The 21,088-nt window shown below is 47.1% G+C and carries 17 protein-coding genes, 14 tRNA genes and 1 rRNA gene; 4 read left to right on the top strand and 28 right to left on the bottom strand.

Features of this window, described 5'->3' with window-relative positions:
- Positions 1-26 precede the first annotated feature (26 nt).
- Together KNO75_RS00160 and KNO75_RS00155 are read left to right on the top strand one after the other, a co-directional pair.
- Positions 27-878 (top strand): PucR family transcriptional regulator, encoded by an 852-nt coding sequence (locus KNO75_RS00160; protein WP_353047543.1) that lies wholly within the window; start codon positions 27-29, stop codon positions 876-878.
- A gap of 104 nt (positions 879-982) precedes the next feature.
- Complete coding sequence (locus KNO75_RS00155) at positions 983-2,080, top strand: ABC transporter ATP-binding protein (RefSeq protein ID WP_214789726.1); 1,098 nt, start codon at positions 983-985, stop codon at positions 2,078-2,080.
- Between the two features lie 42 nt (positions 2,081-2,122).
- On the opposite strand, the gene KNO75_RS00150 is transcribed toward KNO75_RS00155, so the two are convergent.
- The 3 genes from KNO75_RS00150 to KNO75_RS00140 form a co-directional block, all read right to left on the bottom strand.
- Positions 2,123-2,773 (bottom strand): amino acid ABC transporter permease, encoded by a 651-nt coding sequence (locus KNO75_RS00150; protein WP_015880920.1) that lies wholly within the window; start codon positions 2,771-2,773, stop codon positions 2,123-2,125.
- A complete protein-coding gene (locus tag KNO75_RS00145) occupies positions 2,770-3,528 on the bottom strand; it encodes a transporter substrate-binding domain-containing protein (protein WP_214819191.1) in 759 nt (252 codons plus the stop codon). The genes KNO75_RS00150 and KNO75_RS00145 overlap by 4 nt, the downstream gene beginning before the upstream one ends.
- Before the next feature lie 126 nt (positions 3,529-3,654).
- Positions 3,655-5,382, bottom strand: a complete 1,728-nt coding sequence (locus KNO75_RS00140) for a phospho-sugar mutase (RefSeq protein ID WP_214794551.1) — start codon at positions 5,380-5,382, stop codon at positions 3,655-3,657.
- A 100-nt stretch (positions 5,383-5,482) separates the two neighbouring features.
- On the opposite strand from KNO75_RS00140, the gene KNO75_RS00135 reads away from it, so the two are divergent.
- Positions 5,483-6,298: a sulfurtransferase gene (locus tag KNO75_RS00135; RefSeq protein ID WP_214819189.1), complete on the top strand. Its 816-nt coding sequence runs from the start codon at positions 5,483-5,485 to the stop codon at positions 6,296-6,298.
- A gap of 52 nt (positions 6,299-6,350) precedes the next feature.
- Here KNO75_RS00135 and KNO75_RS00130 read toward each other — a convergent pair whose 3' ends face one another.
- The 4 genes from KNO75_RS00130 to KNO75_RS00115 are packed head-to-tail and all read right to left on the bottom strand — an operon-like array spanning position 6,351 to position 12,539.
- A complete protein-coding gene (locus KNO75_RS00130) occupies positions 6,351-8,783 on the bottom strand; it encodes a glycogen/starch/alpha-glucan phosphorylase (protein ID WP_214789733.1) in 2,433 nt (810 codons plus the stop codon).
- 22 nt (positions 8,784-8,805) lie between these two features.
- Positions 8,806-10,239 (bottom strand): glycogen synthase GlgA, encoded by a 1,434-nt coding sequence (gene glgA, locus KNO75_RS00125; RefSeq protein WP_214819187.1) that lies wholly within the window; start codon positions 10,237-10,239, stop codon positions 8,806-8,808.
- Positions 10,240-10,249: 10 nt separating this feature from the next.
- On the bottom strand, positions 10,250-11,443 hold the full coding sequence (gene glgD / locus KNO75_RS00120; protein ID WP_251126005.1) for a glucose-1-phosphate adenylyltransferase subunit GlgD: 1,194 nt from the start codon (positions 11,441-11,443) through the stop codon (positions 10,250-10,252).
- Positions 11,385-12,539 (bottom strand): glucose-1-phosphate adenylyltransferase, encoded by a 1,155-nt coding sequence (locus KNO75_RS00115; protein WP_214789737.1) that lies wholly within the window; start codon positions 12,537-12,539, stop codon positions 11,385-11,387. Before KNO75_RS00115 ends, glgD begins: the two co-directional genes overlap by 59 nt.
- 154 nt (positions 12,540-12,693) lie before the next feature.
- Here KNO75_RS00115 and KNO75_RS00110 point away from each other — a divergent pair, with 154 nt between their 5' ends.
- Positions 12,694-14,481 carry a transglycosylase domain-containing protein gene (locus tag KNO75_RS00110; protein ID WP_214819185.1) on the top strand — a complete coding sequence of 596 codons (1,788 nt, stop codon included), beginning with the start codon at positions 12,694-12,696 and terminating at the stop codon, positions 14,479-14,481.
- A 47-nt stretch (positions 14,482-14,528) separates the two neighbouring features.
- On the opposite strand, the gene KNO75_RS00105 is transcribed toward KNO75_RS00110, so the two are convergent.
- From KNO75_RS00105 to rrf, 21 genes are all read right to left on the bottom strand, one after another.
- The gene (locus tag KNO75_RS00105; protein ID WP_214819183.1) at positions 14,529-15,404 is read right to left on the bottom strand and encodes a hypothetical protein; all 876 of its coding nucleotides are present in this window, start codon (positions 15,402-15,404) and stop codon (positions 14,529-14,531) included.
- Entirely contained in the window at positions 15,401-15,958 is a 558-nt protein-coding gene (locus KNO75_RS00100) for a DUF5366 family protein (RefSeq protein ID WP_074032604.1), read from the bottom strand. Before KNO75_RS00100 ends, KNO75_RS00105 begins: the two co-directional genes overlap by 4 nt.
- Before the next feature lie 227 nt (positions 15,959-16,185).
- Positions 16,186-16,659, bottom strand: coding sequence for a tRNA (uridine(34)/cytosine(34)/5-carboxymethylaminomethyluridine(34)-2'-O)-methyltransferase TrmL (trmL, locus tag KNO75_RS00095; RefSeq protein ID WP_214789745.1), 474 nt, complete (start codon positions 16,657-16,659; stop codon positions 16,186-16,188).
- Between the two features lie 11 nt (positions 16,660-16,670).
- The gene (locus KNO75_RS00090) at positions 16,671-17,111 is read right to left on the bottom strand and encodes a methylated-DNA--[protein]-cysteine S-methyltransferase (RefSeq protein ID WP_214815494.1); all 441 of its coding nucleotides are present in this window, start codon (positions 17,109-17,111) and stop codon (positions 16,671-16,673) included.
- Positions 17,092-18,240 carry a tRNA epoxyqueuosine(34) reductase QueG gene (queG, locus tag KNO75_RS00085; RefSeq protein WP_214819181.1) on the bottom strand — a complete coding sequence of 383 codons (1,149 nt, stop codon included), beginning with the start codon at positions 18,238-18,240 and terminating at the stop codon, positions 17,092-17,094. The genes KNO75_RS00090 and queG overlap by 20 nt, the downstream gene beginning before the upstream one ends.
- A gap of 67 nt (positions 18,241-18,307) precedes the next feature.
- Positions 18,308-18,378 (bottom strand) — tRNA-Gly (locus KNO75_RS00080).
- Positions 18,379-18,500: 122 nt separating this feature from the next.
- On the bottom strand, positions 18,501-19,568 hold the full coding sequence (locus KNO75_RS00075; protein ID WP_353047542.1) for a DUF2332 domain-containing protein: 1,068 nt from the start codon (positions 19,566-19,568) through the stop codon (positions 18,501-18,503).
- 96 nt (positions 19,569-19,664) lie between these two features.
- Positions 19,665-19,745: transfer RNA gene (locus KNO75_RS00070), tRNA-Leu, on the bottom strand.
- A 9-nt stretch (positions 19,746-19,754) separates the two neighbouring features.
- Positions 19,755-19,828 (bottom strand) — tRNA-Cys (locus tag KNO75_RS00065).
- A 10-nt stretch (positions 19,829-19,838) separates the two neighbouring features.
- Positions 19,839-19,913, bottom strand: a tRNA-Gly gene (locus tag KNO75_RS00060).
- A 4-nt stretch (positions 19,914-19,917) separates the two neighbouring features.
- A tRNA-Gln gene (locus KNO75_RS00055) sits at positions 19,918-19,992 on the bottom strand.
- Between the two features lie 7 nt (positions 19,993-19,999).
- Positions 20,000-20,075 (bottom strand) — tRNA-His (locus tag KNO75_RS00050).
- Between the two features lie 17 nt (positions 20,076-20,092).
- A tRNA-Trp gene (locus KNO75_RS00045) sits at positions 20,093-20,163 on the bottom strand.
- Positions 20,164-20,166: 3 nt separating this feature from the next.
- Positions 20,167-20,250 (bottom strand) — tRNA-Tyr (locus KNO75_RS00040).
- 5 nt (positions 20,251-20,255) lie between these two features.
- Positions 20,256-20,331, bottom strand: a tRNA-Phe gene (locus tag KNO75_RS00035).
- Between the two features lie 31 nt (positions 20,332-20,362).
- A tRNA-Asp gene (locus KNO75_RS00030) sits at positions 20,363-20,438 on the bottom strand.
- 9 nt (positions 20,439-20,447) lie between these two features.
- Positions 20,448-20,521: transfer RNA gene (locus KNO75_RS00025), tRNA-Met, on the bottom strand.
- A gap of 16 nt (positions 20,522-20,537) precedes the next feature.
- Positions 20,538-20,612: transfer RNA gene (locus KNO75_RS00020), tRNA-Glu, on the bottom strand.
- 20 nt (positions 20,613-20,632) lie between these two features.
- Positions 20,633-20,723, bottom strand: a tRNA-Ser gene (locus tag KNO75_RS00015).
- An 11-nt stretch (positions 20,724-20,734) separates the two neighbouring features.
- Positions 20,735-20,809 (bottom strand) — tRNA-Asn (locus tag KNO75_RS00010).
- 8 nt (positions 20,810-20,817) lie between these two features.
- Positions 20,818-20,934: ribosomal RNA gene (rrf, locus tag KNO75_RS00005) — 5S ribosomal RNA — on the bottom strand.
- Between the last annotated feature and the right edge of the window lie 154 nt (positions 20,935-21,088).

Below are 21,088 nucleotides of genomic sequence, written 5' to 3'. Positions count from 1 at the left end.
CTGAAATATGATACATTGTTGATGAGGTGATAGTATTGAATACGTTTGATCGTATTAAATCGATTTTTCCGACTGCTGTCCATCGGTCGGAAGATGCATCTGGTGACCTTGACTGGTTCGAGACGCAAGATGGTACCATATTTGGGCTCCCGACATTCGAATTGACCGAACGTGAACAGCAACTGCTCCGCATGTGGGCGACCCCGATCCTTCAGACCGACCCACATCAGCGAAAATGGCAAGAACGCCTTCAAGATGAGACGTATCGTCTTGACCAATCGTTTCGGCTCATTTCTCTCTCGCTTCAAGAAGCGGAAGAGGAAGCGTTCGAATCATTCATCAGTATCGTCCACGACTTCATGCCACATGCTGAAATCGTATGGATGACAACAAAACACATCGAACTCATCGAACGAGATTCATTTGTCGATCTCCAAGAGTTCGAGGACGTGTTGCGTGCCATTGCGAGTGATTGTTTCATCGAAGCACACGCGGTCTACAGCGAACGTTCACAAGGTTCTCTCGCTCTTGTGTATCGTCAACATCAACTGCTCATGCCATACGCTCGTCTGTCTACTAAAACTTACCCTGCTAGTCAATTATTATACCATTATTTACTACAAGAACAGGACTTAAAAGAGCGGAGTCACATGACCGCTCCACTCATGAAGATGCTCGATCTATCGACAATCGAATTGCTCGAGGCGTTATTCAGTAACTCGTTGAACGTCTCCCATACGGCGAAAGCACTTTTCATGCACCGAAATACGCTGAATTATCGACTCGATCGCCTCTTTGAGACGACCGGTTATGATGCTCGAAAGTTTTATGATGCGAGTCTCCTTCAACTCATGGTCACGTTGCACAAATCCGATTAACGGTTTTTGTGCAACTTGTCTATATTCAATGCAAGCGGTTTCATCATATAATCGTTCTTGTAAGCGCTATTATACACACACAGATTCTTTAGGAGGCTAACGACATGGCAGAAATTCGTTTAGAACATATTGATAAAATTTACGATGGTGGCGTCAAAGCCGTCAGCGATTTCAACTTACACATTAAAGACCGTGAATTCATCGTCTTCGTCGGACCGTCTGGTTGCGGTAAATCGACAACACTTCGTATGATCGCAGGTCTTGAAGAGATTTCAAACGGTGACTTTATCATTGACGGGAAACGAATGAACGACGTCGCTCCTAAAGATCGTGACATCGCTATGGTCTTCCAAAACTACGCGCTCTATCCTCACATGAGTGTTTATGACAACATGGCATTCGGCTTGAAGCTCCGTAAATTCCCGAAAGACGAGATTGACCGTCGCGTAAAAGACGCTGCTCGTATTCTCGGTTTGGAAGAGTACCTCGAGCGTAAACCAAAAGCGCTCTCAGGTGGTCAACGTCAACGTGTTGCCATCGGTCGTGCAATCGTTCGTGACGCAAAAGTCTTCTTGATGGATGAGCCGCTCTCAAACTTGGATGCGAAACTTCGTGTACAGATGCGTAAAGAGATTATCCAACTCCACAACCGTTTGGACACAACTACAATTTACGTTACCCACGACCAAACGGAAGCGATGACACTTGCTACACGTATCGTCATCTTGAAAGATGGTCTCATCCAACAAGTTGGATCACCGAAAGAAGTATACGATCATCCAGACAACATCTTCGTCGCTGGCTTCATCGGTTCACCTTCAATGAACTTCTTCCGCGGCACGCTCGCAGAAGGCAAATTCATCACGAACGGTGAAGAAGTCAACGTTCCAGAAGGAAAAATGAAGACGCTTCGTGACCGTGGCTATGTCGGAAAAGAACTCGTCCTCGGAATTCGTCCAGAATCAATCCATGATGAGCCAATCTACCTCGACTCACCAACGACGCACACGTTCAAAGCGCACATCGACGTCGCTGAGCTCATGGGATCAGAGTCTTACCTCTACGCAGAGCTTGGTGGACATCAGTTCACAGCACGTGTCGACGGTCGTTCGAACATCCACATGGGTGACGATGTTGAACTCGCACTCGATATGACAAAAGCACACTTCTTCGACGGAGAAACTGAACTCGTGATCCGTTAAGCCATACAAAAAGCCTCGATTCGTCTGAATCGAGGCTTTTTCTTATCGAATCGCGTAACGCTGTTCGAGTTTGTGTTGACCGGCTTGAATCAAGGTCGATAAGATCCAATAAATCGAAGCCGAGAACAAGAGTAACGGCATGACCAAATACGTCGTTGCTGCAATTTGGTCAGACACGTACGTTAACTCCTGAACCGCGATGACCGAACCGAGTGACGTCGACTTGATGATGTCGATGACCGAGTTCGAGACAGGCGGGATGGCGCGTGAAAGCGCCTGTGGGAAAATGATGTCTTTGAAACGCTTCATTTTCGGAATCCCTAACGCGACACTTGCCTCTACCTGCCCTTTATCGACAGAGTTGATGGCTGCCCGGAACGCTTCCGAGATATAGGCCGCAAAGTGGAACCCGAGTCCGAAGATGAGCGCCTGCATCCCACTCAGTTGCACGAACCCAGTGAGACCGACATACAAAATCAATAATTGAAGTAAGAGCGGTGTTCCGCGGAAGAACGAAATGTACGTCCGCGTGAACAACCGTACGATTTTAATCGGACTACTATGAAGTAGAGCGATGATCAGACCGAGCGCCAAGGCGAGAAGAATCGACAGGACACTGGCGATCAACGTGAGCTGGACGGCTTCAAGATAGACCGAACGGTTATCTATGACGGTCGTGATCAGTTCATTCATTGACTGATATCCTCACCGAAGTACTTCTCACCGATTTCCTGCATCGTACCGTCTTCTTTCATTTCTGCAAGTGCTTCGTTCAATTTCTCAAGAACGTCGCTATCTTGACGTGTCATGAACCCAGCTTCGCTCGTGTTGAAGATGTCACCGACTGCTTTGACGTCATAGCCTGTTTTTTCAAGCTCTGTCAAGATGAAGAGACGGTCGTTCAATGCCGCATCAAGACGACCGACTTCGAGGTCTTGAAGCACTTGGTTCGCCCCTTTGTAGTATTTCACTTCGGCACCAGCTTCTTCCGCCATTTGCGCATAGACCGAACCTTGCGTCGATCCGACTAATTTGCCGTCGAGGTCGTCTACTCCTTGAATGTCGTTGTTATCCGATCCAACGATAACTTGAGCTCCCGATACCGCATATGGGTCAGAGAACGCATACTTCTCTTCACGCTCAGGTGTGATGCTCATTTGGTTGGCAATCATGTCGATGCGTTCTGCATCGAGTGCAGGAACGAGTCCTTTGAAGTCCATTGCCTCATACTCTACTTTATAACCGGCACGTTCTGCCGCTTCGTTCAAGACATCGATGTCATATCCCATCAATTCACCTTTTTCTTTGTATGTGAACGGTGGGTATGTCGCCTCTGTCCCGACAGTGATGACTGCTTCGTCCGCTCCACTGTCTGTTTCGTTACCGCAAGCTGCGAGAAGCCCAACTGAAGCTCCGATTGCGAGTACGCTTGTTAATGTCTTTTTCATGATGATTCCGCCTTTCCTATAATCCTTATATGATTACACGGTTTTAAACAATATCCTCATCATACTGGGGTGATGTCTTCATGTCAAACAAAAAACATCACCCTATCGCTAGAGTGATGTCTCCCATCAGTCGATGGCTTTTGCCTGTTTCATGACGTCTGCTTCAATCGCTTCACGTTTCGCCGTCGTCTTCTCGGCGCGATCCGCGTGTACACTGAAGTAAAACTTGATTTTCGGCTCTGTGCCAGATGGGCGAAGGCAGAACCAAGACCCGTCCGCAAAGACGAATTTCAAAACGTTCGATGAAGGCAACTCGATGGCTTCAGACGTATTTGTCCGTAAGTCAGTTGCCACTTGCTTCTTATAATCTTCGAAACGAACGACTTCATACCCACCGACTTCTTTCGGTGGATTGGCACGGAACGCTTCCATCATTCGCCCGATTTGTTCGAGACCTGCTTTCCCTTTTAACGTCATCGACTGTAATGACTCTTCATAGAAGCCATACTTCTCATAAATCGATTGTAACGCATCGTAGAGCGTCCGGCCGTTTTGCTTATGGTAGGCCGCCATCTCCGCTGCGAGTAAACAAGCTTGGACAGCATCTTTGTCGCGACAGAAGTCGCCAATCAAATAGCCGTAGCTTTCTTCATAGCCAAAGAGGAATTCATATTCACCTGACTCCTCATATTGTTTGATTTTCTCGCCGATGAATTTGAATCCCGTCAACGTGTTCTCAAGGTGTACGCCGTAAGCTTTCGCGATCGCGGCACCGAGTTCTGACGTGACGATCGTCTTGGCGACGAAGCCGTTCGATGGGAGTGTTCCCGTCTCGCTCTTTTGTGAGAGGATATATTCCATTAAGAGCGCACCCGTCTGGTTCCCAGTCAAGACGAACCATTCCCCGTCACGCCCGCGTACCGTCAAGCCGACACGGTCCGCATCCGGATCGGTCGCCATGAGTAAATCGGCCCCGACACGATCCCCGTATTCCATCGCTAGTTTAAATGCAGCCTTTTCCTCCGGGTTCGGATAGCTGACGGTCGGGAAGGCACCGTCTGGTTCTGCCTGCTCTTCTACAATCGTCACATGGTTAAACCCATATGCTTTCAATCCTTCCATGACCGGACGGCGTCCCGTTCCGTGGAGCGGCGAATAGACGATCTGAAGGGGGCTATCCTGTATGTCACGATGAATCCGAATCGACTGGAGTGCTTCCATATAAGCTTCATCGACGGATGGATCGACTGTGACGAGGAGCCCCGTTTGGCGAAGCGCCGCCTCATCTTCAATCTCGATCTTCAACTCATCTTCAATCGCATTGACGTAACTGACGAGTTCATCCGCTTCCGCTGGTGGAAGTTGCCCACCGTCTGCTCCATAAACTTTGAACCCGTTATATTCTGGCGGGTTGTGACTCGCTGTGATGACAATGCCACCGAACGCATTCAAATGACGTACGGCAAACGAGAGTTCGGGTGTAGCGCGCAAACTTGGGAACAAGTACGTCTTGATTCCGTTTGACGCAAGCGTCCGCGCCGCCTCCAAAGCAAACTCAGGTGAAAAATGACGAGAGTCATGGGCGATCACGACACCATGACGTTTCGCCTCTTCTCCTGAAGCAGCGATAAAGTCCGCAAAGCCTTGTGATGCTTTTCGAATCGTATATACGTTCATTCGGTTCGCACCTGGTCCAATTTCTCCGCGCATCCCGCCTGTCCCGAATTCAAGCGTCTTATAAAATGCATCTTCTAACGTCGTCTCATCCTTTGCGAGCTCATCAAGTTCCGCACGTAAATGCGGTGCAAGCCCTTCAAATTGATTCCAACGGTCATATGTTTGTTGCCATGTCATGATTCATTCCCCTTTCACCCTCAAAAAATTCAATCGAAGTACTCGCCAATTGCTTCCATCTTGTATACGATGAGAGTAACGAAACCTCGAGGTGATATTAATGTTTCCAACAATGCGTGCCCAAGAATTAAAACAAATCGTGCATACGAACTCGATTCGTTTCATCGATTGCCGATATTCACTAAACGACGCGTCCTATGGTAAATATGTCTACCGAAAGGGACACCTTCCGAACGCTGTCTTTCTCGACTTGATGGAAGACTTGTCCGGTCCGCTCGGCGAACATGGCGGACGTCACCCGCTTCCTTCAAAAGAAGCATGGACGGCAACGCTCCGCCGCATCGGCCTTAATAAAGAAGATTTGGTCATCATTTATGATGACGGCTTCCCATTCGCAGCTCGTGCATGGTGGCTCTTCAAATGGGCCGGTCACGAACGGGTCGTTGTCTTAGAAGGCGGCATCCAATCTGGCATCACCTATTGCGGTGAGACTACGACGGACGTCCCAGACTATCCAGCAAGTGACTATACACCAGACTTCCGAGACGACATGATCGCGACACTCGAAGAGGTGAAAGCTGCCACGAGCGGCTCCCTCTATGATTCACGAACAGAAGACCGCTTCAACGGGTCACATGAACCGATTGACAAAAAGGCAGGTCATATCCCGAACGCGTTGCTCTGTTCTTATGCCGAGGCCATCACGGAGCTCGGTACATTAGAGGACTTTCACGATTTAAAAGAACTCTATAAAGACGTTCTTTCTGTCGAAAATCCAATCTTTTATTGCGGTAGTGGTGTGACCGCCTGTGTCAATATTCTGGCGCTACACGCCCTCGGTAAAGACGATGTTCGACTCTATCCAGGATCCTATTCTGACTGGATCAGCTATCCAGAAAACGAGGTCCACCCGTGACGGGTGGATCGTTTTTATTTTACATCGATTTTAATGTTATTCCAAAAAATCTTTATTTAACGCTCGTCGGTTTGATATTCCAGACCGCATTCGCATATTCCGTGATGGTCCGGTCACTTGAAAAGATCCCCGATTTTGCCGTGTTGACGATTGAGCTCTCTGCCCAACGCGAACGATCGCTGAATACTTCATCGACACGTCGCTGTGCTCGCATATAGGAGACGAAGTCTTTCAATACGAGGAAGTCATCGTTATAGACGAGAAGTGAATCGAAAATCGACTGGAACTGATATTCGCCCACCTTATCGAACGTCCCATTGACGAGACCGTCAACCACATCTTTGATTTCTTGATGAGCGTGATAAATCTCCGCCGCATGATATCCCCCGAATTTTTTGTAGTTCATGACTTCTTGTGGGGATAACCCAAAAATAAAGATATGATCGTCTCCGACCGCGTCACGAATCTCGATATTGGCCCCATCTAGCGTACCGATTGTCAACGCACCGTTCATCATGAATTTCATATTGCCGGTACCCGATGCCTCGTAGCTCGCCGTCGAAATTTGTTCGCTCAAGTCAGACCCTGGGAAAATACGTTCAGCCATCGAGACACGGTAGTTCTCGAGGAAGATGACTTTGATGAATTGGCTCGCCCGCTTATCTTTATTGATTAAAGTAGCAAGCGCATTGATATAGCGAATGATTTCTTTCGCATAATGGTACCCCGGTGCCGCCTTCGCACCAAAAATAAACGTACGCGGGACCATCGTAAACGTCGGATCCGCTTGAATCTTCAAGTAAAGTGCATGGATATGAAGAGCGTTTAAAAGCTGACGCTTATAGGCGTGGAGACGTTTGACTTGAACGTCAAAAATTGAGTGTGGGTCAACGGTTTCTCCCGTCTCTTCCTGAATGTAAGCAGCCAAATCAAATTTGTTCTGTTGTTTCACATCCATCACAATCTCTTGGAAACTCTTATCTTTCGAGACACCCATCAACTTCTCCAAATCGTTCGGATGCTCAATCCATGACGGACCAATCGCCTCCGTAATCGCATCAGACAATCGTGGATTCGACTTCAAGAGCCAACGTCGATGTGTGATTCCGTTCGTCTTGTTGTTGAAGCGAAGCGGGAACATCTCATATAAATAACGCATCTCACGCTGTTTCAAGATATCGGTATGAATCTGGGCAACCCCGTTCGTGGAATGCGAGCCAACGACGGCTAGGTTCGCCATATTGATGTGTTCATTCGACACGATTGCGATTTCACCCATATGTGATTCAAGATGAGGATAGTTGACTAATACGTCCCGACAGAAGCGTCGATTAATCTCTTCGATAATCTGATACACACGTGGTAATAGTCGTTGATACATCTCGACCGGCCATTTCTCTAACGCTTCAGCGAGGAGCGTATGGTTCGTGAACGACATGACGCTCTTCGTGATGCGCCACGCCTCATCCCAACCATATCCATGCTCATCCATCAAGATTCGCATCAGTTCAGGGATTGCGACAACCGGGTGCGTATCGTTGATATGGATGGCATAATGGTCCCCTAATTGTTTGAGGGATTTATTCCGTTTCATATAAGAAGCGAGCAGCGATTGAATACCTGCCGACACAAAGAAGTACTGTTGTTTTAAGCGCAGCACTTTTCCTTCATACGTTGTATCGTCTGGATATAAAAATTCCGAAATGGTCGCAATCGACTGTTTATGTCGCAACAAGTCTTTATACGTCCCTTTCGTTTTCTCCAAATACGCCTCATCGTCAAGTGGTGATTCGGCATTCCAAAGACGTAACGTATTCACGACGTCATTTTGATAACCGATGATGGGCATGTCGTACGGCACTGCTCTCACGACTTCGTCTGGATGATGGACGACGCGCAACCGATCACCGATTTGCTTCATCTCAATCCATCCGCCGAAGTTGATGTCGACCGCTTTATCCTGACGTCTCGTCTCCCACATGTTCCCGTCACGTAGCCAGTTGTCCGGCAACTCGACTTGATACCCATCGACAATCTTTTGTTTGAAAAGCCCATACCGGTAACGAATCCCGTTCCCGTGACCAGGCAAACTGAGCGCGGCCAATGAATCGAGGAAGCAGGCTGCTAGGCGACCAAGACCTCCATTTCCAAGTCCCGGTTCTGGTTCTAGCTCTGTGATCTCCGTAAAGTCATATCCGAGGTCCTCGAGTCCTTCTTTGACGAGCTCTAACACGTCTAGACTCAACAAGTTGTTGTACAGGAAACGACCTAATAAAAACTCAAGCGAGAAGTAGATGACTTGCTTGCTATGTTTTTCTTCTTGACGGTCGCGCGTATGAATCCATTTTGGCATGGCCTGTTCGCGCACCATCGTTGCCAAGGTTTGATACACTTCCTGCTCTGTCCCATCTTCGATCGACTTCCCATTCAATGCGATGAATCGTTCTTTAAACGCGTCGACAAAGCTCTGTTTATCTGTGAACATAAATCAAGTTAGCTCCTTCCACTCATGCGAATAAATGATATAACTCACGATATTGCTTGGCGGATTGTTTCCAGCTAAAGTCCGCGGTCATCGCCTGATGGACGAGGGCATGCCAATTTTCTTTCTCATAGAAGACACGAATCGCTTTTTCGATTGTTGCCAACATTTCGTGAGCATTATAGTTCATGAACCCGAATCCGGTCCCTTCTTGTGTGAACTCGTTATACGGCTTCACCGTGTCACGAAGTCCACCCGTTTCACGGACAATCGGTAACGTCCCATAGCGCATCGAAATCAATTGGCTGAGTCCACAAGGTTCAAAACGTGACGGCATTAAAAAAGCATCCGATCCAGCGTAAATCAAGTGTGCGAGTTCGATGTCAAAACCGATATATGAGCCCACTTTCCCTGGATGTGCTGCTGTCATCTCGTGAACGATTCCTTCATATTCTGGCTGTCCGGAACCGAGAAATGCGAATTGGCATGGCAACTGACCGAGTTCTTCAAATACTCCGTTAATCAAATCGAGCCCTTTTTGGTCGACGAGACGGCTAACGAACCCGATGAGCATGACATCATCTCGAACCTCAAGACCGAGTCGTTCTTGTAACGCTCGCTTGTTGGCGAGTTTACCTTCTTTATACGTGTCGAGGTTATACGTCTGTTCGATACGCGGATCTGTAAACGGATCGTTCGTTGCCAAATCGATTCCGTTTAAAATCCCTCGGACGTCGACCGCGCGATGACGTAAGGCTCCGTCCAGTCCTTCACCGTAATACGGTTCCATGATTTCGTCTCGATATGACGGACTGACGGTCGTAATTTGATCAGAATGCACGATTCCGGCTTTCATGTAATTGACGAGACCATTATGTTGAATGCCTTCGGCCGTAAAATGTTCAGGACCGAACTGTAACAGTTCGCCGAGAATCTCTTCTGGGAAAATCCCTTGGTATTGCAGGTTATGGATGGTATAGACTGTGCGAATGCGTTGATACGCTTCAATATGTTGATAATGAATTCGTAAGAAGGCCGGTAAAATCCCTGTCTGCCAGTCATGGCAATGAAGGACATCAGGTACATCTTCCATCTTCCCAATCATTTCGAGAACCGCCCGTGAAAAGAAGGCAAAGCGTTCCGCATCATCAAAGTGTCCATATAAGACACCGTCACGTTTAAAGTAATACTCGTTATCGATGAAATAATACGTGATGCCAGCTCGCTCTAATTTCAAGACCGCACCGAATTGCTTCCGCCAACCGACCGGAACGATCAGGTCGAACAAATATTCCATCTCGTCCACATATTCGTCAGCAATCGAGCCATATTTCGGCATGACGACGCTCACTTCTTCTCCTAAATCCGCCACCGCTTGAGGGAGCGAACCGACAACGTCGGCGAGCCCCCCCGTTTTCATGAACGGTGCCGCTTCTGAAGCAACATACCAAATTTTCATAAAATCCTCCTCACACCACTGTTCGTTTTGCGATGACAATCGGTTCGTCGATTGTACCTCGGATGACCTGTCCTCGTTTTACGACGACTTCCTTATCCAGGATTGCGTTTTCGACGACAGCACCTTCTTCAATGATCGACTTCGACGAGATGATTGAGTTTTTCACGCGGGCGTGCTTACTCACTTGAACACCACGGAAGAGAATACTGTTTTGAACTTCGCCATGAATCTTACACCCGTTCGCGACGAGCGCTTCATTCACTTTTGACCCTTTCAAATAACGAGTCGGTGGCTCATGCTTGATTTTCGTATAGATGTGCGGGAAGTCATAAATGATTCCTTCCCCACGAAGCAATCGCATACTTTCGTTATAGTACGAAAGCACCGAGTGGATGACCTGCATTTTCCCGACATAATGGTAGCCATGTACATGCAAACGGTGGAGTTGCGGGCGAATGACACCGTCTAATAAATCGTATTCTCCTTTAGACGTCGCTTCGTCAATGAGACGCATAAAGAGATTTTTTGACATGATGATCGTTTCTGTATAAGCGTATTCATCATCTGGTGAAAAGCCGCGTTCTGACACGCCAACGACGCGATCATTCTCGCCGAGGCGGATTGGACGACAGTAGCCGCATTTCTGCTCATGCGTTGTATAGGCAAGCGTAATGTCCGCGCCCATCGACTTGTGATGCTCAAGCATGTCGTTATAGTCAATCGTCGTCAACACGTTCGAGCCCGTAATGACAACGTACGGCTGCTTGCTGCGAATAAAATGTTCTCGGTGCATCGAGAAGTTGGCTAAGTCACCAAGATACGCTTCCCCGTCCGGCTTTAAGGCAGGTGGGAAAATGTGAAGTCCGCCTTGTGAACGGTCCAAATCCCATTCTTTCCCCGAGCCGAGATGGTCCATCAACGAGCGGTACTTGTCTAACGTGAAAATCCCGACTTGACTGATGTTTTGTGTAATCATATTCGTCAACGTGAAATCAATCAGACGATAGCGCCCCGAGAATGGAACCGCTGCTAAATTACGATGACCTGTGAATTCTGGAAACAGACCTTGCTCCGTTCCTAAGTTAATGACCCCTAATAAATCGTTCGTCAACAGTAACGCCTCCTTGCGTCGATCTTTACTCGTTTCAAACTCTTTGTTTGAAGACGGTTCCGCTTTCAATGTTTTCGTGTGGTTCAATAACAACGATTTCACCACCTGGCTCACCGACTGTCGCGCCGTCTTCAATGACTGCACAGCTTGCGACAATGGCTCTGTGAATTGTTACATCTTTCCCGATTCTAGCTCCCGGCATGATGACCGAGTCTTTCACGAGCGATCCTTCTCCGACACGAACGTCATAGAACAAGACCGAATGTTGAACTTCCCCTTCGATATGACACCCTTCATTGATCACAGACTGCTCGACGCAGGCATCTTTACCAATATATTGTGGTGTCTGATTCGGATTGACCGAATAAATTTTCCAGTTCGGATCATACAAATCAAATGGTGGTTCTTCTTCTAACAGATCCATATTTGCTTCCCAAAGCGATTGAATGGTTCCGACGTCTTTCCAATATCCTTTGAATTTATAAGCGAAAACATCAAGTCCTTGGAGAAGTGTGTTTGGAATGATGTTCTTCCCGAAGTCAAAGCTTGACGTCTCATCCTCCGCATCTTTAATCAAATGCTCACGCAAGACACTCCAGTTGAAGATATAAATCCCCATCGATGCCAAGTTGCTCTTCGGCTCTTCAGGTTTCTCTTCGAACTCATTGATGCGTAGGTCATCCGCCGTGTTCAAAATCCCGAAACGTGACGCTTCGTCCCACGGTACTTCCATTACGGAGATTGTCACATCAGCTTGTCTTTCTTTATGGGCTTCGAGCATCTTCTCGTAGTCCATCTTGTAGATGTGGTCTCCTGACAGGATCAAGACATAATCCGGCTCATAAGCGTCGATATAGCTCAAGTTACGATAGATCGCATTCGCTGTCCCTTCGTACCAATTTTTCCCCGACTGTGCTTGGTAAGGTGGAAGAATCGCTAATCCCCCATTGCGACGATCTAAATCCCATGCCGTCCCGATTCCTAAGTAACGATTCAATTCAAGTGGCTCGTATTGCGTCAACACCCCGACTGTTGTAATTCCAGAGTTCGTGCAGTTTGACAATGGGAAATCGATAATGCGGTACTTTCCGCCAAAATGAACGGCAGGCTTCGCCGTTTTTCGCGTGAGAGGCCCCAATCGTTTTCCTTCTCCTCCCGCAAGGAGCATTGCAACCATTTCTTGCTTCATAAATAATAAGCCTCCTCAAAATCGTAATATACAACCTCTTTTACCCTTTTTCGCTCTTTCCTAAAGTATTCCTTCTCGAATTATTATATGATAACGTTTACATTTATATTTTTTTGTAAATTTGACGATATAATGAATAGAAAGAGGTGAAACGATGAGAGCTTGGATTGGAACCTTATTTTTTGCGGGACTATTAGCGACTTCTTTGACACTCACAAATGCATTGAAAGAAGAGATCAAAAAGACTGATGAAATCTTATCTTGGGGACAAGAGCTGGTGTCAGCCCAACCACTCTCGTCGAAACATGCCATCACACTCGCTTACAATGGCGGCGAACAGCAAATTTACTTGGCAGGACGCAGAAATGATGTTTCACCCAAGGCATTGCCCGAACACATTCAAGAAGCCATTATGGTCATCGAAGACCGAAAATTCAACGCCCACCCCGGCTACGATTTGAGCGGGATTGCCAGGGCATTTATTAATAACGCAAATGAGACATCTGTTCAAGGTGGAAGCACCATCACCCAACAGCTCGCACGAAATGTTTACCTTACTCATGAACGGACATATGAGCGTAAAGTAAAGGAATTATTGATTGCACGAGCGCTTGAAAAAAACTATAGCAAGAAAGAAATTTTAACCGTTTATAGCAATGTTATTTTCTTTGGACATAATGTATATGGAATTCAATCTGCGGCCGATACATACTTTTCGAGACCGCTCGCCGATCTTAACTGGAATCAACTCGCCTACTTATTGACGGTACCGAATAACCCGTCACTCTATGACCCGCTTAATCCTTCAGATGCATACTTCGAACGAAAAGATCGGATTTTGACACAACTATTTGAAGCAGGTGTCATCTCAAAGAGTGCCTATGACCAATATTATGGTGTGAACCTAGAGGCTTCTTACCGAAGTCAAACGATTCAATATCCGGATTATATGGATACGGTCGTCCGCGAGGCGATTCAGTTAGTCCGTTCACGGTATGACTTGGATGACGCCGAAGCCAGAGACTATTTATCGACGCATGAAGCGACGATCGAGACATACTTATCGACAGCCAAACAGACGAAAGCAAAAGCCGTGATGAGTCAACTTCCATCCGGGTTGAACGGAGGATATACAGAACTGACACCTCAAGGACGAATTGTGGCGATGGTCGATTCAGAAATGACACAAGTCGGTGAATTTAACCGAGCGACTCAAGCCTATCGTCAACCGGGTTCCGCGATCAAACCGATTCTCGTGTTCGCCCCGTTCATCGAAGAGACTAAGGCAACGCTTGATACAGTTCTCGATGGTCGACCGACATGTTACGGTTCCTACTGTCCTGGGAACAGTCACGACCGTGTGTTAGGCGATGTGTTATTGAAAGATGCGGTAGCCTACTCCTACAACACACCAGCCTTGGCGGCTTTTTCGGCACTCGATCAGCGACGCGCCTACGAGACGGCTGACATGATGTTCAGTCAATGGGATGAACAGGATGAAAACTTGGCGAGCGCTCTCGGTGGCCTCACGCAAGGGGTCTCTCCGAAAGAACTCGCGGCAGCCTACACACCGTTCTTAAACAAAGGCGTCTATACATCCGGTCATACGATTAAACAAATCACATTCAATTCTGGTGAGCCCGCACTGACGCCTATTTTGAAAGAAGAGGCAGTCTGGTCTCCCGATACCATGAACGTGATGAAGAAGGCTTTAACGACCGTCACGACGTACGGAACGGGACGTTACGCGAGTAAAGTGAAACGTGATTACGAATACCTTGGAGGAAAGACAGGCACGACGAATGACAATAAAGATATGTGGTACGTCGGATTAACAGATCAAACCATCACGGCGATTTGGCTTGGGGCCGACACGCCTCGACCGTTCCCCGAACTTGCCAACCGTGCTTACCCGGCAATCGTCTGGACAGAGGCACATTGATTAAAAAGAGTCAGCCGAATTTTATCAGCTGACTCTTTTTTGATGACTCACACTCTGCGTTCGATTCGCATATGATAATTTCCCCAGTGTTTCAATAATTCATCGTGATTTATGAGTTTCCATGGGTTAAAACGAACTTGACCGTGCTTGTTGAAATATAGGTTTTCTCGAACACAGTAGCTGGCGTGAACAAGTTGCTCTTGTTCGTTCCAAAAAGTAAGGACGTCACCTGCTTCCGGAACAGCATCCGTTACCGTTTCAAAACCGCTCTGCTGAATCGTCTGAAGAAATGTCTCTGGATGAATCCACTGGTGAATCATCCATTCGCTTTGTGTGGCTGCATATAACGTCGCCGCCAGACAATTACTCCCTTCAAGTATCGGAAATGTATTCGCATATGTAACGAGATGTGCTGGTGTCCGTTCATCACATCGTTCCCCTTCCCATGCATCCCATTCTTTCGCATAACTAAATACAAGAGAATGACGCATGTTCAATGAAAGTTCATTCCAGTTCGACTCGTGTAAGACGATGAAAGATTGCCCATCCTTCTCCACGATTGCGTCATCTGATACCTCATTCCGCTGCTCAACGGCAAGAGGTAAAACAAGCCCACGATTCGTCTTCACCTGATATTCAAGAAGACGGGACTTGATGTCCTGACGTAAACCATCAACCGCGTTTGACGGGGCATGGACAACATGTGTGACGCCTTCTCCCATCATCCATGTCAGATAGGCATTCGAAAGATGCGGATTTTTATAAGCGGGGTGACGGGAAAACTCTTCTCTCGGTAAAAGGAGGACACTACTCGGCAAATCTTCAAAGAAAGTAGAATCGATCCAGTACAACGTTTCTTTTGGAACAAACGTCTGACACCACGCCTCTATTTCATCAAACGTCGGCTCAAATTTCTCTCTCATAAGATGATATCTCCGACAGAATTAAACAGCCGCAGAATCGACCATCCTAACCCACTGATCAATGTCGCCCACATGACACCTTGCATGAGCAACAAGCCGATTGCACGGGGAACGGACATCGATTGACTCACTTGCCAGACGTAGTAAAAGAGATACATCAATAACGTACAGACAAGGACGGCCATGACAGCAAGTAATGTATTCAGAAACAGAAAACTGATCCCAGAACCGATGAGGAAGATAATCGCTCCAGGCTTAAGTCGATGGAGTGACGTCCCGTTTGTTTCTCGCGCAAAAAAAGCGAAGCCGAGTTGATTGAACGTATCGGCGACCAGCTTGAGTGCACTAAACAACATAAAGAAGATAGTGAAGAACACGACGAGTACGAATACTTTCGTCTCTTGCACGGATAACAGTTCGATGATTTCACTATATACGCCAATTTGATTCAGCCACTGGATCACATACTCGGACGTTGCAATCGCAAGTGACATGGAAAACAAAATTATTCCGATGAGTGGTGCATAGCTCAGTAAGTACACATTCGTTTTCATGTTCCTTCTCCAATTTCACAGTAATTTCTTATATTCAGTGCAATTCTACTACCAAGTATATTATACTATTTATAGTTATGGAGATTAAAAGGGGGATTTTTGGATGGGCCTATTATTGATGGTTGGAATCAGCGTCGTCTTCCTCGCAGCGATTTTGACAGCTGGATATAACCGTAAACCTGAGGGTAACGAATAAGAGCCGGGATTCTTACGAATCCGGCTCTTTTTTATTTCAACCCTGCATATCCTTGTTGGCGTAGAGCCTCATACACAATGATGGCAGCTGTATTCGACACGTTCAATGAACGGACGAGATTCGATTGTGGAAGACGGATGCACCGATCTAAGTTGTTCTCGATGACTTCCATCGGCAAACCTTTCGTTTCACGACCGAAGACGAAGAAATAGTCACCTTCTACGTCCGAAACGTCTAAATCACTCGGATATTGTTCTCCATACTTTGTGATATAAAAGAATTCGCCGTCCGGATGCTTTTCCCATAGTTCCTCGATCGAGTCATGATAGCGTACATCGACAAATTGCCAGTAATCTAATCCCGCACGCTTCAACATTTTATCATCTGTCGAAAAACCGAGCGGACGAATTAAATGGAGGACCGAGTTTGTCGCCGCACACGTACGTGAGACGTTCCCTGTATTTGCTGGTATTTCTGGTTGAAACATTACGACATGAATCGCCATAGTTCATTCCCTCACTTTTTCATTTCTAATTCAAGAAGACGTTGTTTTTCAGACAATCCTCCTGCAAAACCGACAAGTTTTCCACTGCTTCCAATTACCCGATGACACGGAAACAAAATCGGTAACGGGTTTCGATTGAGCGCTTGCCCGACCGCACGAACAGCTTTCGGCCGACCGATTTGTTCTGCAATTTGTTTATATGTCCGTGTCTCACCGTATGGAATCGTCAACAATGCATCCCATACTTCCTGTTGAAATGGTGTTCCCTTCATTTCGATGTAGGTACGATCTGATTCATGGAACCCATGCTGCTCGACGCGCATCATGAGATGTTGTAACCAGTCAGGAGCTTCTTCTGACGGTTCATATGTGGTGAACTCAAGAGCTGTCAGTTTGCCTGCTGCGTTTAATTCATACGCTAACGGTCCCCATTTAGACGACACGATCTTCATGTGTCCACTCCTCTCGATAGATACGAATTTCTTCATGTACCATGTCAGACACTTCTTTACGTTCAATTTCTTCAAAAATCGATTCGGCATCAGGACCAAGAATTGCACCGATCGCCCATACCGCAGTCGCTCGCATGTCCTCTCGTTCATCGTTTCGGATGAATTCACGTAAAATCGGAATCGCAGATGGTTCCCGGTAGTGCGCGAGCGCCAAAATTGCATTTCGCTGGATTGGTTTCTTCCCGCGCCACGCACCTGATAAATGCCCAAACTTTTGTTTAAACTCTCGGTTACTCAATGTCAAGAGCGGCTCTAACAGCGGTTTGACGATTTCTGCTTCCGGTAACAATTCTTCGTGGTGACGCCAATCCTTTTTACGATTATACGGGCAAACTTGCTGACACGTATCACATCCGTATAGTCGCCCTCCGAGTTTCGAGCGAAACTCTCGTGGCATCAACGTCTTCATCTGCGTAAGATAAGCGATGCAGCGTTTCGCATCCAGCACGCCCGGTTCAACGAGTGCTGTCGTCGGGCAGGCCGTCATACATTTATTACAGTCGCCACATCCATCTTCAATCGCTTCATCCGGCGGCAAATAAACATCTAAAATCATTTCCCCTAAATATAAGTACGATCCTTTTTCGGGTGAGATGATGGAGCAGTTTTTTCCGCTGAAGCCGATTCCGGCTCGTTCAGCGACAGCTCGGTCTACGAGCTCACCCGTATCGACCATTGAGCGCGTACGCACTCCAGGAACCAACTCTTCAATGTACGTTTGAAGCTGCTCTAAGCGATTGCCAACGGCGCGATGATAATCCAGTCCCCATGAGGCTCGGGCAAATAGCCCGCGACGCTCTCCGGAGACGCTCCGTGGCGCATCCTTCAACTTACTTGGATAAGCGATCGCAATCGCTATGATTGACTGCGCTTCTTCAAGTAAGAGCTCCGGGTTTGTACGCTTCTCTAAGTCGGGCTCTTCAAACCCAGAGGCAAACCCTTTCTCTTGCTGCCGAATGAGTCGTTGTTTCATGACGATGAACGGATCAGCCGTCGTCACTTTCAACTCGTCAATTCCGATGGTCTCGGCGTACTCGAGGATTTGTTGTTTCAATGTGTACGGGTCCATTCCGTTCACCTCCTTTATATATTTTCGCATACAAAAAATCTCTCCGCCACTCGGCAGAGAGATATGAAGCGGGTGAAGAGAATCGAACTCTCGTCATCAGCTTGGAAGGCTGAGGTTTTACCATTAAACTACACCCGCATGAAATATTGTTGTCGTTCAAGCGACTATATTTAATATACACCTATACTATTAAACTGTCAACAAGTATTCGTAAGTTTTTCTAAAATCATTGAAATAAATATTTCGATATATCTTAATTGTTAGTTTGATGCCTGAACAAATAAGGATTCCAATGGTGTGATCACACGAAATGCCCGTCCATGCCCTTCTGTCTCAGCATACGTCAACTCCGTCAAGCGTCCTGATTGATACATGTCGACATGAAGAAAACGGTCTTGAATATTGTTATAAATATGGAAGACGTCTCGCGTTTGTCCGATCCGCCTCACTTGCTCTAATAGATTTTCTTTCACAGGACGTGGCATCTGATTCGCAACGTGCGTATGGAAGATGCACAGTGTCTCTGTTTTAGGAATACGTGTCGTGAGTTCTTGTAATATAGACACGCCATCTCCTTCAACGAGTGTCACCTTGTCAAAATCGACTTCTTGTATGGCAGCATCGAGCATTTGACGGCGCGTTTCATGCTCCGGCCAAATTAATGCATTCATCCACGACCGTTCTGCTTCGTCCTTTAAATCAATTACATTCAAGTCTATACCGAGACGTGTACCGATATCGAGCGGAATTGTCGCCTCGAGATGGAACGGTTCTTTCGATTCAACGCTTACTGAAATATTTACAGATGAGGCATTTGTCGGATCAAGCGGAACGTCATTATACTCATAGGCATACTGATCAACAAAAAGTTGGAGGCCTGCGCTTGTTCCGATTTCGAGTAAGCCGAGTGGCAACTTCGTCTGTTGTTGGATTCTCATAAAAATCGGATATAAATACGAGCAACGCTGAATCTCATTTGTTTGGACAAGTCGCGTCATGAGTCGCTTGCGAATCTCAGCTTCATATGTATGACAAAACGTCAGAAAAAAAGGAAATACATCATCAGGTTGTTTTGGATTCTTCGTCACGCTCAGATAATACATAGCTAGTTCATCGGATTGGTGTTGAAGTACTAACTCATGAACAGCTCCAAACAACAGGTTCGGCACCGGTTGTCCATCAGGTATCTCCTCACACAGAGACAATAGCCATTCATTTTCAGCGACTTCTCTAGCTAATATCTCATACAAGCGACTTGATCCTACACATTCGTTGTCAGCAAATCGGATGAAGCGTTCTACGATCTCTTTTTGGTTGATGTTATTCACCCCTGTTTCTACACCTTAAACCATTCGATTAAAATGATCACTTACCCTGCAAATTGAACACAAAAAAGACCCTAACCTCAGTTAGAGTCATACGGATACCGGTGGTCGGAGTCGAACCGACACTCCAGAGGAACACGATTTTGAGTCGTGCGCGTCTACCAATTCCGCCACACCGGCATATTATGTTGGAGGCGCCAGTCGGAATCGAACCGACGATAGAGGAGTTGCAGTCCTCTGCCTTACCACTTGGCTATGGCGCCAAAAAGTCATTGGAGCGGAAGACGGGATTCGAACCCGCGACCCCGACCTTGGCAAGGTCGTATTCTACCACTGAACTACTTCCGCAAAATGGCTGGGCTGGAAGGGATCGAACCTTCGCATGTCGGAATCAAAATCCGATGCCTTACCACTTGGCTACAGCCCAATAATAATGGGGCGACTGAAGGGAATTGAACCCTCGAATGCCGGAATCACAATCCGGTGCGTTAACCACTTCGCCACAATCGCCATGATTAAATTAAAAACAGGGGCAGCAGGAATCGAACCCGCGCTGACGGTTTTGGAGACCGTAGTTCTACCGCTAAACTATGCCCCTAAGTGGTGGGGGGGGGCGGATTCGAACCGCCGAACCCGAGGGAGCGGATTTACAGTCCGCCGCGTTTAGCCACTTCGCTACCCCCCCACATATGGTGGCTTTGGACGGAATCGAACCGCCGACACAAGGATTTTCAGTCCTTTGCTCTACCAACTGAGCTACAAAGCCATATGTAGTCTTGATTTTTTAAAAATAAAAATGGCGGTCTCGACGGGATTCGAACCCGCGATCTCCTGCGTGACAGGCAGGCATGTTAACCCCTACACCACGAGACCGGACATTAATTGCGGGGGCCGGATTTGAACCGACGACCTTCGGGTTATGAGCCCGACGAGCTACCAGACTGCTCCACCCCGCGACGATATAAAATTAAATGGTGACCCGTACGGGATTCGAACCCGTGTTACCGCCGTGAAAGGGCGGTGTCTTAACCGCTTGACCAACGGGCCATGTTTGAATTTTGAAAAACTGGCGGAGAGCAAGGGATTCGAACCCTTGAGACGGTTTTGCCGCCTACACGAATTCCAATCGTGCTCCTTCGGCCACTCGGACAGCTCTCCAAAAGAGAAAGTGGCTCCGCAAGTAGGATTTGAACCTACGACCTACCGGTTAACAGCCGGTTGCTCTACCACTGAGCTATTGCGGAACGATCTTGCCTGGCAACGTCCTATCCTCACAGGGGGAGATCCCCCAACTACTTTCGGCGCTGAGACGCTTAACTTCCGTGTTCGGCATGGGAACGGGTGTGGCCGTCTCGCTATCGCCACCAGACAAATATTATATTAACATTATCTTAAAATAATGTCAACATGTTTTTTAAGAGAGATTGTTCTCTCAAAACTGAGGATTCATCAACACAAACCATAGACTAGATCAAAGCCTCGACCGATTAGTATCATTCAGCTCCACGTGTCACCACGCTTCC

Source organism: Exiguobacterium sp. s35, from assembly GCF_018617535.1.
GTDB lineage: Bacteria > Bacillota > Bacilli > Exiguobacteriales > Exiguobacteriaceae > Exiguobacterium > Exiguobacterium aestuarii.
This window is presented reverse-complemented; position numbering and strand designations above follow the sequence as displayed.

What these genes read in the sequence shown, in the direction of transcription:
- KNO75_RS00155 (WP_214789726.1), top strand. Translation starts at nt 983, where the DNA reads ATGGCAGAAATTCGTTTAGAACATATTGATAAAATTTACGATGGTGGC.
- KNO75_RS00150 (WP_015880920.1), bottom strand. Translation starts at nt 2,773, where the DNA reads ATGAATGAACTGATCACGACCGTCATAGATAACCGTTCGGTCTATCTT.
- KNO75_RS00145 (WP_214819191.1), bottom strand. Translation starts at nt 3,528, where the DNA reads ATGAAAAAGACATTAACAAGCGTACTCGCAATCGGAGCTTCAGTTGGG.
- KNO75_RS00140 (WP_214794551.1), bottom strand. Translation starts at nt 5,382, where the DNA reads ATGACATGGCAACAAACATATGACCGTTGGAATCAATTTGAAGGGCTT.
- KNO75_RS00135 (WP_214819189.1), top strand. Translation starts at nt 5,483, where the DNA reads ATGTTTCCAACAATGCGTGCCCAAGAATTAAAACAAATCGTGCATACG.
- KNO75_RS00130 (WP_214789733.1), bottom strand. Translation starts at nt 8,783, where the DNA reads ATGTTCACAGATAAACAGAGCTTTGTCGACGCGTTTAAAGAACGATTC.
- glgA (WP_214819187.1), bottom strand. Translation starts at nt 10,239, where the DNA reads ATGAAAATTTGGTATGTTGCTTCAGAAGCGGCACCGTTCATGAAAACG.
- KNO75_RS00115 (WP_214789737.1), bottom strand. Translation starts at nt 12,539, where the DNA reads ATGAAGCAAGAAATGGTTGCAATGCTCCTTGCGGGAGGAGAAGGAAAA.
- KNO75_RS00110 (WP_214819185.1), top strand. Translation starts at nt 12,694, where the DNA reads ATGAGAGCTTGGATTGGAACCTTATTTTTTGCGGGACTATTAGCGACT.
- KNO75_RS00105 (WP_214819183.1), bottom strand. Translation starts at nt 15,404, where the DNA reads ATGAGAGAGAAATTTGAGCCGACGTTTGATGAAATAGAGGCGTGGTGT.
- KNO75_RS00100 (WP_074032604.1), bottom strand. Translation starts at nt 15,958, where the DNA reads ATGAAAACGAATGTGTACTTACTGAGCTATGCACCACTCATCGGAATA.
- trmL (WP_214789745.1), bottom strand. Translation starts at nt 16,659, where the DNA reads ATGGCGATTCATGTCGTAATGTTTCAACCAGAAATACCAGCAAATACA.
- KNO75_RS00090 (WP_214815494.1), bottom strand. Translation starts at nt 17,111, where the DNA reads ATGAAGATCGTGTCGTCTAAATGGGGACCGTTAGCGTATGAATTAAAC.
- queG (WP_214819181.1), bottom strand. Translation starts at nt 18,240, where the DNA reads ATGGACCCGTACACATTGAAACAACAAATCCTCGAGTACGCCGAGACC.